Genomic DNA, 13007 nt, shown 5'->3' on the forward strand with positions numbered 1-13007 from the left:
TAAAGAGGGTGATGATGGAGTGAAAATTACCTATAAAGCTGCGAAGGGAGTAGGAGCGTATTTTATTATAGGTTTGATGATTTTATATGATGCTATACTGATATTTTTAATAAATTTTGTAAGTTCCTATGAAATATATAATCTGCTAAAGTTGACATTGGTATCCATAAATATATATCAGATTTATTATATTATTATCTGTAGTACGCTTAAGTATTCAATGGATGAAGATAATTTATATATAACCAGTGCACTTGGATTAAAAAATGAAATAATTTCCTTTCAAAGTATTCAAATGTATCGAAAATCACATGGATATGTAAGAGGAGTTAAATTATCAGGGTATGGAAAAAATAAATTTGCGATAGGCAGATCTTTTATTGACAAAATAGGCAATACCTATATGTTTGTTACCTCAACTAAAAATGTAATATATCTAAAGACAGATACTGTGAACTATGGATTGTCTCCAGAAAATTTTCAAAAATTTACGGAAGAATTGGAGAAAAGAAAAATAAGATGTTTTGAATGGGAAAATAAATTGAATAAAAGTATTTCGATAAACAGGGAACCTAAATTTTTTATTCCCTTCATAATTACATCTATAGTAGTTCTTTTGCTTACTTTGGATCCGATAATTATGTACCTGTATGGAAAATTGCCGGATAAAATGCCTGTTAGCTTTGATACAAGTTTTATGGCTGTAAAATTTGGGACGGGCAAACAGTTTGCATTTAAACAGATGTTCTATGGACTCCTGAATATGGGAGTACTGTTTTGTATGTATTATGCAGGACATATTTATTCTAAATATGATAAAAAGTATTCTTATAAGTACATATATATATCTTTAATAGTGGCAGTATTTTACTTTATCATGCAGGTTAGAATACTCTGTACATTCAGATAGAGGGTTGTCATATTCAATATCAAAGTTCATAGTTAACTGTGAATTGTGCAAGATTGGAGAATTGTATGGAAATTAGTTTAAGACTTAAAGCTGTGGCACAGATGGTGGATGATTGTCAGTGTGCAGCAGATATAGGCACGGATCATGGATATATTCCTATTTATTTGATAAAAAATCATATTTGCAGTAGGGCCATAGCATCTGATATAAATGTTGGACCTATAAAGAGAGCAATACTTAATGTAAGATTTGAAAATTTAGAGGACAAGATAGATTGCAGAATTGGAGAAGGTCTTTCAACCATAAGGCCGGGAGAAGCTGAGGAAATAGTAATTGCGGGAATGGGAGGAAATCTCATAGCGAACATAATAGAAGATCACGTAGATGTGTTTAAAAAATCAAACTCATTTATACTTCAACCTATGCAGAACTCAGAAGTGTTGAGAGAGTATATCTATAAAAAGGGTTTTAAAATAATAGATGAAGAATTGTGTATTGACGAAAATAGATTTTATGAGATAATAAAGATAGAATACAATACCGATGTAAGGGAAGTTGACAGCATATTTTATGAAATAGGAAAAATTCTAATAGAAAAAAAGCATAGATATCTTCCTAAATTCATAGAAAACAAGATAAAAGATTATAGTAGGATAATTTTGAATATAAGAGGTCATACTGAATTGGCCAATAAAAGGAAGATGGAATTACAAACTAAAATAAAGAGATTGCAGGAGTTGATATGATGTATCTGAAAGTAATGGATATACATGATATAGTTGAAAAATATGCACCTTCTATGCTCAAGGAAAGTTATGATAATGTGGGCCTCATGGTAGGTGATATGGAGTGTAGAGTTACTTCTGTGCTTGTATCTTTGGACTGCACTTTAAAGGTCATAGAGGAGGCAAAACAAAATAATTGCAATCTTATATTTACTCATCATCCACTTTTATTTAAAAAACCGGACAGTATAACTACAGACAGTTTGGTGGGTGAAAAAATAATAAAATTAATAGAAAACCATATAAATGTATATTCCTGTCATACCAATCTCGATTCTGCAGAGGGAGGAATAAATGACATGATTGTGGAATTGCTTGGTTTAGATTCAGATGATATTATCGAACCCATGAAGACTGAGAACAGGGCAGAATTTAAAGATGGAATAGGAAGGATAAGCCAGTTGAAAGAGCCAATTATTTTAAGTGAACTCTGCAGCAGAGTGAAAAGATGTCTGGAAATACCTTCAGTGAGATATGCGGGAAATGAGTTTAAACTTATAAAAAAAGTGGCAGTGGTAAATGGAAGCGGACAAAGTTATTTTAATGAAGCCAGATTACAGGGAGCCGATTGTATAATTACTGGAGATACTACTTATCATTATGTAAGTGATTTTGAGGAACAGGGTATGGCTGTAATTGATGCGGGTCACTTTGGAACTGAATGGCCTGCCATGAAAAAGGTAGCAGTATTTTTGCAAAATGAAATAAAATCCCTTGGATTTGAGAACAGTGTTATCTTATCAAAAGTCAATAGGGATCCCTATAAGTGTAAGTAGAAATGAACTTGAATTCATTTCTACTTTTTTGTTTATATCAAGTGATTCTAGGGTTTAGGTTTACAAAAACAGGAGGGAAAAATAAATGTTAAATTTGCTTTTTGAAATTCAACGGAATAGAGAGATTATAAAAAGAACCAGGGAAGCTTTAAAAGGAGAATCCAATAATAATTTTATAAGAAGAGTAAAAAAAGAATTTGAGGAGAAAAAGTCAAAGTATAAACTCGTGGATTCCAAACTCAATGAAGTTGAAAAGAATATTGAACAACTGGAGAAAAAACTCGAGGATATGAAAAGAGAAGTAATGCAGGAGGAAAGCAAACTCTATGGAAATTTAAAATATGATTTAAAATTTATAAGTACCTTGGAAAAATCTATTGAATTAAAAAAAGGTGAGATCAGAACCTTAGAAGAAGACAGCTTAAACAGATTGTATGATGAGGAAAATTTATTGAAAGAAAGGGATATGCTCAGGAAAGAATTAGTTGATATAAAAAATGAATTTTATAAAAATAAAAAAGTCAGTAGTGATAAAATAATTAAATCAAAAATGGAAATAAAAAAAGCTGAAGATAGTATATTGAATTGTGAAAAGAAAGTTCCTAAAAAATTATTGGATAAATTCAATGAATTATGTGAACTTAAAGGTACGGGAGCTGCGAAATTATCAAATGGAGTATGTTCTGGCTGCAAAATGAAAGTATCTGCCATTACCATAGATGATATCAAAAATAACAAAGATATAGTTTATTGCGATAATTGTGGAAGAATAATATACTACAGCGGCCATGACGAATAAAATTCATATACACTCTCTCAGTCAATATTCTGTAATATAAAAATAACTGAAAATTAATTTTCAGTTATTTTTATAAGTTTATACAAATTTGTGTATTTTTTCTATATCATTTAATTGTATATTGTATTTTTTCATCTTATTGTATAATGTATTTCTACTTATTTTTAAAATATTAGCTGTTTGTGATATGTTTCCATCCATTATTTGTAAAGCTCTTTTAATTTCCTTGATTTCAATACTTTCCAGACTTTCAATCTTATCTTCCCCGGTATTTTCATTTAATGTTATTAGTCTGTTAAATGAATTTCTCCGTAAGTTACTCATTATTTTTTTCTCTCTGATATTTATAGCAAGATCTTTTAAAGTTATTGTAGTACTTTCACAGAGATTAACAGCCCTTTCAATACAATTTTCAAGTTCTCTTACATTACCTGGCCACTCATATTCTATTATATATTCTATGGCTTCTTTTGAAATTCCCCTTATGTTTTTGTTCATCTTTGCATTCATTTTATTTATAAAATAATACAGAAGTTCTTTTATATCTTCTTTTCTTTTCCTGAGAGGAGGAAGGTATATATTCAATACATTCAGCCTATAATATAGATCCTTTCTGAAATTTCCTGCATGGCATTCAGCAAGTAATTCCTTATTTGTTGCACAGATTATTCTGGTGTCAATATCAAGAACACTGTTTCCACCTATTCTTGTTATCTGTTTTTCCTGTAGTACACGTAAGAGTTTTGCCTGCATGTAAAGGGGCATATCACCTATTTCGTCTAGGAAAATGGTTCCACCATTTGCAAGTTCGAATTTACCAGGATGTCCTCCTTTTAATGCTCCTGTAAAAGCACCCTCACTGTAGCCGAATAATTCGCTTTCGATGAGCTCACTTGGTATAGCCGCACAGTTTATTGAAATAAAAGGATGGTCTTTTCTATCACTTGCATTGTGAATGGATTCCGCGAATAGTTCTTTACCTGTACCGCTTTCACCTTGTATCAAAACATTTGAAGAGCTTTTTGACGCTATTTTAGCAAGCTTTATGCTTTTTTTTATGGTATTGCTTTTACCTATTATATCGTCAAAATGATATTTTGCATGCATAGAAGTTATATTTTTATATTTATTATTTGTATTATCTATTTTTCTAAAAATATCTATTACACCTATGGTGTTTCCCATTTCATCTCTTATTATATTGGCGGATTTTACAAAATGAAGTTTTATTCCCTGGGTATTTTTTACAACAAACTCCCTTTCGATATATCCCTGATTGTTTTTAAAAACATCTAAAATCACCGGATGAAAATCGACTACGTTTGTAATAGGTCTGTCTATAGAGGCTTCTTTATTCACCTTTAAAATTTCAGCACCTATATCATTCATGTATTTTACAATTCCACTGGCATCTATTGTCATAAGACCGCTGGAAATACATTTTACTAAAGCGTTTTCATAATTGCTCTTAAGTATCAATTGAATTTTGGTGTGCTCCATCTCTATACTTGTTTCAATTGCCTTTGCAGTAGATACTACCATGCCCAATGTATGGGGGCTATTATCAACTTTATATCCCCTAACGCCAATAGCTCCAATGATTTTGTCGCCGTTTCTGATTGGCGCTGAGGTACATGTCCAATCGTGGTTCATAATACAATAGTGCTCATTTCCCGAAATTTGAACGGGTATTCCCTCCCTTAAACATGTATTAAGGGAGTTATTTCCCACATGAATTTCGTCCCACAGAGCACCTTTTGTAAAATTTATTTTATCCGCAGTATTTTCAATAACGCTGTCATCAAACATCAATTCAAGAATACAAGCGTTGGAATCACTTAATACTACTGAGAAACATGTTCCTTTTACATAGGAATATAGGGACTCAATATATGGTTTGGATAAACTTATGAGTTTGGCATTTCTCCTGAGGATTTTTTCTAAAGTTTCTCCCTCAAATTTTTTAGCGCATTTTTTTTGAAAAGGGCTTATTCCCAACTTTCTACACCTTTTCCAGCCTCGCAGCACGTAATCTTTATGAGTTGTTATTCCTAAGTTTTCGAACAATTCTTCAGTAGTGGTTTTATTAATATTGCTGCTTTTAATATACATAATTTTCCTCCATTCTGTAAATTGAAAGAAATAGTTAGATAGAGTCCAAAAAAAATAATTACCTTTACCATATGAAATAAAAAACAATCCAATAAAAATCTTACCTAAAAACGTTTTCTTGAAGAAAAACCAACTATTATTATAATTATAATACATAATTAATTTATAGAAAAGACATTTTGGATAATATTCAGATAAAGTGTTATTTTATTACTTTTTGTAATAATAAAAATGTTAAAATAATTAGCAATGCTAGAAAAATCAGCATGTAATGTGAAATTTTTGAGCACTGTTACTTTTATGACTTTAAACATAAAAATAGGCCGCGGCTTGGAATTGTCTCATGTAGTACTTTAAATTACATGATATTGGTATGATATATGCTAAAATAACATCATGTAATCAAATAAAAATCATAGGGAGGGATTATTGTTTTGACAGAAGTTGATAAGCAATTAGTAATCAAATTTTATAAGACAATGACTAAAATAAGAGCTTTTGAAAAGAATATTGAAAGTTTGTCTTTAAATGGAGAAATACCGGGTTTTGTTCACCTGTATATAGGTGAAGAGGCAATAGCTACAGGAGTGTGTGCAAATTTAACTGATAGAGACTATATAGAGAGTACTCACCGCGGGCACGGGCATACAATTGCTAAAGGAGCAGACATCAATAGAATGATGGCCGAAATATTTGGACGTGAAACGGGATTCTGCAGAGGGAAAGGGGGCTCAATGCACATTGCGGACTTTAACGTAGGAATGCTTGGAGCAAACGGTGTTGTTGGAGGTGGTTATAATTTAGCAGTGGGCGCGGCTCTTGCGATTAAATATCAAAAGAGAAAAGATGTGTCTGTGGTTTTCTTTGGGGATGGTGCCTCTAATAGGGGAACTTTTCATGAAGCGGCAAATTTTGCATCCGTTTTCAAATTGCCGGTGATATTTGTATGTGAAAATAATCAGTGGGCATCAACTACACCTTACAGGACAACTACATCTGTTGAAAATATAGCAGATAGAGCTGTAGGGTACAACATGCCCGGCGTTATAGTGGACGGCAATGATGTGTTTAAAGTTTATGAAGCGGCAAAAAAAGCTGTTGAAAGGGCAAGGCAGGGGCAAGGACCTACGCTTATAGAAGCTAAAACCTATAGAATCAAAGGACATTTTGTAGGTGATCCGGAAAAGTATAGGACAAAAGAAGAAGTTAAAGAGCAATTTGACAAAAATGATCCCATTAAAAATTTTGAAGAAAAGGTGTTAGATAAAAAATTAATGACCAGGGAGGAAATGGACAAGATTAAGGCAGCTGCGGATAAGAGTCTTGAAGAAGCTATAAAGTATGCAAAAGACAGTCCATTCCCTGATCCATCGGAGTTATATGAAGATCTATATGTATAAAAAGGGGGATGACTTAAATGAGAAAAATAACGTTTTCAGAAGCAACACGTGAAGCGATGGAAGAGGAAATGTCCAAAGATGACAGCATATTTATCATGGGGGAGGATATAGCAAGACAGGGTGGAATTTTTGGGCAGTTCAGAGGCCTTCCTCAGAAATTTGGACGTGAAAGAGTAAAAGATACTCCTATTTCAGAAACGGCAATAATAGGTGCAGCTATCGGGGCTGCTCTGGCGGGAATGAGACCTGTTGCCGATATGCACTTTGCAGATTTTATGGGAGTTGCAATGGATGAATTCTTTAATCAAATGGCAAAGGTCAGATATATGTTTGGAGGTCAGTGCAAGCTTCCAGTAGTAGTAAGGGCACCTGACGGCCTTTCAATTCAAGGTGCAGCACAGCACTCCCAAAGTATTGAATCATGGTTTATGCATATTCCTGGACTTAAGGTTGTTATACCATCGAATCCGGCTGATGCAAAGGGACTTTTGAAAGCTGCCCTTAGGGATGATAATCCAGTGATATATTTTGAAAATAAGATGCTTTATCCGCAAAAGGGACCTGTGCCTGAAGGGGAATATATAGATGAAATAGGAAAAGCTAAAGTGGTTAGGGAAGGTAAAGATGTGACTATTGTTTCTTATTCGATAAAGATGCAGCAGGCACTTGAAGCAGCAGATATTTTGGAAAAAGAGGGGATAAATGCAGAGGTTATAGATCTTATGACTATATCTCCCATAGATAAAACTACAATCTTGAATTCCGTTAAAAAGACCAATAGATTTGCAGTACTTCATGAAGCCGTAAAACAGGGAGGAGTTGGTGCAGAATTATCTTCAATAGTTGCTGAAGAGGCAATGGACTATTTAGATGCACCAGTAGTGAGAATTGGGGCACCATTTACACCAATACCTTTCTCGCCAACGCTGGAAAACGAATATAGGACAAAGACAGATGATGTTGTAAACAGGATAAAAGGAATGTTTGTTTAGCTAATTTTCAGTTTTAAGAAATTGAAGATGCCTAAAAACATATTTTGGGAGGAGTTTAAAGTATTTTATCCATATCTCCTCCCGAATAAATAAAAATTGCATATATTCAACTGGGGTTAATACAAGAGAGAATGTATTTAAAATTAGGAGGGTTATAAAATTATGTCTGTTAATGGTAGCCTTACGAGGAGAAAATATATAAATATTATTTTACCGCTGTTCATGGGTTCCGTGCTGGCTTTTCTTGACCGGCTCAATATATCCTATGCTGCTTTGACAATGAACCAGGATCTTGGATTCAGTGCCGAAGTTTATGGAATGGGTGCAGGAATTCTATTTTTTGGTTATGTTGTATTTGAAGTACCGGGGACTGTATTTGCTGAAAAACACAGTCCCAGCAAGTGGCTTGTGAGAATTATGCTTACCTGGGGTGTGGTTACCAGTCTTATGGCTGTTATTCGTACACCAATGCAATTTTATATTATTCGTTTCCTGATAGGTGCTGCAGAAGCAAGCTTTTATCCTGTCTGCTACTCTGTTATTATTCCACGATGGTTTAATGAAACGGATAGGCCCAAGGCCATTTCCATAATGCTCACTTCTCTGTTGGTTTCCAATATAATTGGATCTCCCTTGGCAGGAGTATTGTTGGGATTGTCCTGGTTAAGTCTTCGAGGATGGCAGATGCTATTTGTACTGGAAGGTGTTATGGCAATAATTGTTGGAGTTATATATATTTTCTGGTTAAAAGATAATCCAGAGGATGTAAATTGGCTGACAGCAGAGGAAAAGAAATCAATTACTGAGGAATCCAAAAAAGAAATAAGTGAAAAGGACAAAGTAAGAAAATATACTTTATGGCAGGCAATGGGTGATAAACAGGTTATTAAAATGTGTCTTATATACTTTTTGTGGATTACTGGTTTCTGGGGATTTGGATTCTGGCTTCCTACAGTATTAAAGTCAGTATCAGGTTTGAGCAATTCAAGTGTGAGTTTTTTGATTATTATTCCTATGACCATAGCTCTGATTGGTTTCATAGTCAATGGGAATTCCTCCTCTAAGACTGGAGAAAAGAGATGGCATGTGGCAATTCCCATGTTTATAGGAGCTGCTGGAATGGGCCTGGGAATAATGATAACCAACCCTGTTTTGAGTTTTATACTTACTTGTGTCACTGCTATTGGCGTATATGTTGGTATGGGAGTTTGGTGGACTTATCCTACATCCTTTTTATCTGGACCGGCAGCAGCTGGAGCTACGAGTTTAATTAACTCAGTGGGAAATTTAGGCGGTTGGTTTGGACCTTATTTGGTAGGATTTATAAAAACTCGTACAGGTTCTTATAATGGTGCTTATATGTACTTGACAGTTTCACTACTTCTTGCTGGTATATTTATACTGACTCTTCACAAAGTATCAGCTGATGAAACTGTGCCAAAAGATAGTATACCTACATCTAAGTAATCTGTTGCTATAGTATTTTCTCAATAAACTAGTTTTTGAATTTAATAAGGAAGGTGTTTGATTTGAATTTTGAGAATAAAGTTGTAGTTGTCACAGGAGGAAGTCAGGGAATAGGTAAAGCTATATGTAAAGGTTTTGCAGGTAAAGGTGCAAAGGTTTCAATCCTTGATATTAAAGAGGAAGAAACCCAAAAAGTTGTAGATGAAATAAAAAAGGATGGGGGAACTGCTAAATTTTATAAAACAAATGTAATGGACAGTTCTTCTGTTAAAGAGACCTTTGGCAAAATATTAAAGGAATTTGAGTATATAGACATACTTGTCAATAATGCAGGTATTGTCAATACAAAACCCTATGAAGATGTGACAGAATCCGAATATGACCTGGTTATGGGTGTAAACTTGAAAAGCGTCTTTAATACTACAAAGATAGTTTTCCCATTAATGAAGAAAAGGAGAAGCGGTAAAATTGTAAATATTGCTTCTGTAGCAGGTAAACGTGGCGGTGGGATTTTAGGAAATACGATATATGCGGCATCAAAGGCTGGAGTAATTGGACTTACAAAAGGGCTGGCAAGAGAAGGAGGTCCCTATGGTATAAATGTAAATGCTGTATGTCCGGGACCTACAGAGACACCTATGCTAAAAGAATTTAAGGGAGAAAGACGAAATAATTTTTTAAATACAATACCTCTCAGAAAATTTGGAAAACCAGAAGGTGTTGCGAATATGGTGATGTTTTTGGCATCTGATCTGGCGGAATTTATTACTGGAGAGATTTCAGATGTAGATGAAGGCATAATGATGGATTAGCAAAGTTTGTGGTGAACAGGCATTAGAGTTATATATACTTTAAATGCCTGTGATGTTCTGTTGTTGATTGAGAGTGACTATATTAAAAAAGGGGGAGCGAAGACTGTGAAAGCATTGATGAAAATGTTACCGGCTTCGGGGTTGGAATTGAGAGAAGTGGAAAAGCCTGTACCTGCCAGAGATGAAGTTTTAATAAAGGTTAAAGCAGCGGCACTTTGCGGTACGGATTTACACATCATAGACTGGAATATGTGGGCTCAGAATTCAGGGATCAAATTGCCGTTAATTGCCGGACATGAATGCTGTGGTGAAGTAGTAGAAGTGGGAAAAGAAGTTACTGGTCTTGAAATTAATGATCATGTTTCCGTTGAAACCCATATTCCCTGTGGAAAATGCCTGCAGTGTAAAATTGGTGAGCAGCATATATGTAATGATCTTAAAATGTTTGGTATCAATACCAATGGATGTTTTGCAGAATATGCGGTTGTTCCAGCAGTTTGTGCAGTGAAGATTTCCAAAAAGATTTCTTTTGAATTTGGGTCGGTTTTTGAACCTCTTGGAACTTCTTTCAGAGCTGTTCAAAAGTGTGAAGTAGCTGGTAAGAACGTAGCTGTCATAGGATGTGGATCCATAGGGCTGTTTGCGGTTGCCTCAGCTTTATATATGGGAGCTTCCCAGGTGATTTCACTGGATATCAGTTCTCCAAGACTTGAAATCGCTAAAAAAATTGGAGCTACTACAATAATCAATTCAGCTGAAGAAGATACCGTAAACAAAATTAAAAGCAGTACCAATGGTTATGGAGTAGATGCTATTATTGAATGTTCAGGGAATGTTGGAGCAATAGAGCAGGGATTCAAATTCCTCAGAAAGGGAGGCAAATATGCACTTATTGGACTTCCAGGAAAAAATATAAGCCTTGATCTTGGCAGCGAAGTGATTTTTAAAGGAGCATCAATATTTGGCATTCATGGAAGGAAAATGTTCTCTACATGGTATGCACTTGAGAATGCCCTGGCTTCAGGAAGGCTCAATATATCACCTGTGATAACTCATAAAATGGCTCTTGAAGATTTTGAAAATGGTATTGAACTTGCAAAAAAAGGCATAGCGAGTAAAGTGGTATTTATTCCTTAGTATGCAGACGAGTCGTATAGAAAGAAGTGATTATTTTGGGTACAAGGCCGCAATGGCTGAAAATGAAAGCACCTGATGCAGTTGTATTAGATAAAATGGAAAATATGTTAAAAGAACTTTCGCTTCATACGGTCTGTGAAAGTGCAAATTGCCCTAATATAGGACAATGTTTCAAACATGCTACAGCTACTTTTATGGCTATGGGTGATGTCTGNAGAACTTTCGCTTCATACGGTCTGTGAAAGTGCAAATTGCCCTAATATAGGACAATGTTTCAAACATGCTACAGCTACTTTTATGGCTATGGGTGATGTCTGCACAAGAAATTGTAGATTTTGTGCTGTAGCTAAGGGAAAGCCGTTACCTTTGGATAATGAGGAGCCGGAGAGAATAGCAGCTGCAAGTAAAAAATTAGACCTTAGACATATAGTTGTGACTTCTGTTACCAGGGATGATTTAAAAGATGGTGGAGCAGGGCATTTTGCTAAGATCACAAGAGAAATTAGAAGAGAAAATCCAGAGTCGACTGTTGAGCTTTTAATACCGGATTTGGAGGGAAATTGGAGTGCCTTAAAAAAAATAATTGAAGCAAAGCCGGATATTATCAACCATAATATTGAAACAGTAGAATCTTTATATAAGAAAGTCAGGCCCATGGCAATTTATAATAGATCTATTGAACTTTTAAAACAGGTGAAAATTTTAGATAAAAATATATACACCAAAAGCGGCATAATGGTTGGGCTGGGAGAAACCAAAGTTCAGGTAATCAAAGTGATGGATGATTTATTAAAGGCAAAATGCGATATATTCACTATAGGTCAGTATCTTAGACCATCTAAGAACCATCTGCCTGTTTTTGAATATGTTGCTCCTGAGCAGTTTGAGGAATATAAGAAGATAGCACTTGAAAAAGGATTTAAATTTGTTGCATCTGGACCTTATGTTAGAAGTTCTTATAAAGCCTTTGAAGGTATGAAAGCTTTAAAGATGGATAATAAATGTTACAGTTCTAATTTTAGTTGAAAAAGACAATATGCTATTTAGATGTTAGGAGGGTTTTTAATGAGTTGTATTGAAGTGATGCCTAAACTTGGATTGACCATGACAGAGGGGACCCTGGTAGACTGGCATAAAAGTGAAGGGGAGAAAGTTGAAAAGGGAGAAGTTCTGTTTGAAGTTGAGACGGATAAGCTTACGAATGAGATAGAGGCAAAGGAAAGCGGAGTACTTAGGAAAATACTGGTGGAGGAAGGTGAGACGGTTAAATGTCTTGTACCTGTCGGTATAATTGCAGGGGAAAATGAGGACATATCGGAGCTTTTGAAGCAATCAGGGGCCAAAGACCTCAAAAATGAGAAGGAAGAGGTAAAAGAGCAGCCTGAAGAAAAGATAGAAGTTAAAACCATTGAAACACCAAAGGCAGGAGGCAGGGTTAAAATATCGCCCATTGCAAAAAGAATTGCCCTGGAAAATGGCGTGAATTATGAACTCATAAAAGGTACTGGACCCATGGGAAGAATAGTTAGAAAAGATGTGGAAGGATACATTGAAGACAACAGGGTCAAGGTATCTCCTGCTGCAGCCAAGCTTGCCGGAGAGCTGGGTGTAGATCTCAGGTCGATAAAAAAAGACGGCAGGATAATGAAAAAAGATGTACTTGAAGCTTCAGAGACAGCTAAAATGTCTGCGGCAGCAGCCGAAGAAAAAGTAGAGGAAAAACCTGCAGTAAAAGAAGCACACCGTGGTGAAAAAGCTGTTAAGATGTCGGGAATGAGGAAAGTCATTGCAAAGAGGATGAGTGAAAGCGTCAGCGT

13 protein-coding genes are annotated in these 13007 nt (G+C 35.0%); 12 read left to right on the forward strand and 1 reads right to left on the reverse strand.

The annotated features are described in order from the left end of the window. Positions 1-19 precede the first annotated feature (19 nt). From ACFHWD_RS10925 to ACFHWD_RS10940, 4 genes are all read left to right on the forward strand, one after another. A complete protein-coding gene (locus ACFHWD_RS10925) occupies positions 20-910 on the forward strand; it encodes a PH domain-containing protein (RefSeq protein ID WP_378061849.1) in 891 nt (296 codons plus the stop codon). Between the two features lie 65 nt (positions 911-975). Continuing rightward, positions 976-1656: a class I SAM-dependent methyltransferase gene (locus ACFHWD_RS10930; protein WP_150357237.1), complete on the forward strand. Its 681-nt coding sequence runs from the start codon at positions 976-978 to the stop codon at positions 1654-1656. Then, positions 1656-2471: a Nif3-like dinuclear metal center hexameric protein gene (locus tag ACFHWD_RS10935; protein WP_179976982.1), complete on the forward strand. Its 816-nt coding sequence runs from the start codon at positions 1656-1658 to the stop codon at positions 2469-2471. The genes ACFHWD_RS10930 and ACFHWD_RS10935 overlap by 1 nt, the downstream gene beginning before the upstream one ends. An 85-nt stretch (positions 2472-2556) precedes the next feature. Beyond that, positions 2557-3270, forward strand: coding sequence for a zinc ribbon domain-containing protein (locus ACFHWD_RS10940; RefSeq protein WP_150357239.1), 714 nt, complete (start codon positions 2557-2559; stop codon positions 3268-3270). Between the two features lie 78 nt (positions 3271-3348). Here ACFHWD_RS10940 and ACFHWD_RS10945 read toward each other — a convergent pair whose 3' ends face one another. Beyond that, on the reverse strand, positions 3349-5382 hold the full coding sequence (locus ACFHWD_RS10945) for a sigma-54-dependent Fis family transcriptional regulator (RefSeq protein WP_179976984.1): 2034 nt from the start codon (positions 5380-5382) through the stop codon (positions 3349-3351). A gap of 434 nt (positions 5383-5816) precedes the next feature. Here ACFHWD_RS10945 and ACFHWD_RS10950 point away from each other — a divergent pair, with 434 nt between their 5' ends. The 8 genes from ACFHWD_RS10950 to ACFHWD_RS10985 form a co-directional block, all read left to right on the forward strand. Beyond that, the gene (locus ACFHWD_RS10950; protein WP_279237951.1) at positions 5817-6782 is read left to right on the forward strand and encodes a thiamine pyrophosphate-dependent dehydrogenase E1 component subunit alpha; all 966 of its coding nucleotides are present in this window, start codon (positions 5817-5819) and stop codon (positions 6780-6782) included. 17 nt (positions 6783-6799) lie between these two features. Beyond that, positions 6800-7774, forward strand: a complete 975-nt coding sequence (locus tag ACFHWD_RS10955) for an alpha-ketoacid dehydrogenase subunit beta (RefSeq protein WP_150357241.1) — start codon at positions 6800-6802, stop codon at positions 7772-7774. A 162-nt stretch (positions 7775-7936) separates the two neighbouring features. Next, entirely contained in the window at positions 7937-9241 is a 1305-nt protein-coding gene (locus ACFHWD_RS10960) for an MFS transporter (protein ID WP_150357242.1), read from the forward strand. Between the two features lie 62 nt (positions 9242-9303). Next, positions 9304-10053 carry an SDR family NAD(P)-dependent oxidoreductase gene (locus tag ACFHWD_RS10965; protein ID WP_179976986.1) on the forward strand — a complete coding sequence of 250 codons (750 nt, stop codon included), beginning with the start codon at positions 9304-9306 and terminating at the stop codon, positions 10051-10053. A 105-nt stretch (positions 10054-10158) separates the two neighbouring features. Continuing rightward, complete coding sequence (tdh, locus tag ACFHWD_RS10970; protein ID WP_179976987.1) at positions 10159-11190, forward strand: L-threonine 3-dehydrogenase; 1032 nt, start codon at positions 10159-10161, stop codon at positions 11188-11190. A gap of 35 nt (positions 11191-11225) precedes the next feature. Beyond that, on the forward strand, positions 11226-11432 hold the full coding sequence (locus tag ACFHWD_RS10975) for a hypothetical protein (protein ID WP_378061854.1): 207 nt from the start codon (positions 11226-11228) through the stop codon (positions 11430-11432). Further along, positions 11398-12216: a lipoyl synthase gene (lipA, locus tag ACFHWD_RS10980; RefSeq protein WP_378061856.1), complete on the forward strand. Its 819-nt coding sequence runs from the start codon at positions 11398-11400 to the stop codon at positions 12214-12216. The genes ACFHWD_RS10975 and lipA overlap by 35 nt, the downstream gene beginning before the upstream one ends. Positions 12217-12255: 39 nt before the next feature. After that, the coding region (locus tag ACFHWD_RS10985; protein WP_378061858.1) for an E3 binding domain-containing protein at positions 12256-13007 on the forward strand (752 nt) is incomplete at its 3' end.

The organism is Clostridium sp. MT-14, assembly GCF_042436595.1.
Classification (GTDB): Bacteria; Bacillota; Clostridia; order Clostridiales; family Clostridiaceae; genus Clostridium_B; species Clostridium_B aromativorans.

Coding starts and splice junctions, on each gene's coding strand:
- ACFHWD_RS10930 (WP_150357237.1), top strand. CDS start 976: ATGGAAATTAGTTTAAGACTTAAAGCTGTGGCACAGATGGTGGATGAT.
- ACFHWD_RS10935 (WP_179976982.1), top strand. CDS start 1,656: ATGTATCTGAAAGTAATGGATATACATGATATAGTTGAAAAATATGCA.
- ACFHWD_RS10940 (WP_150357239.1), top strand. CDS start 2,557: ATGTTAAATTTGCTTTTTGAAATTCAACGGAATAGAGAGATTATAAAA.
- ACFHWD_RS10945 (WP_179976984.1), bottom strand. CDS start 5,382: ATGTATATTAAAAGCAGCAATATTAATAAAACCACTACTGAAGAATTG.
- ACFHWD_RS10955 (WP_150357241.1), top strand. CDS start 6,800: ATGAGAAAAATAACGTTTTCAGAAGCAACACGTGAAGCGATGGAAGAG.
- ACFHWD_RS10960 (WP_150357242.1), top strand. CDS start 7,937: ATGTCTGTTAATGGTAGCCTTACGAGGAGAAAATATATAAATATTATT.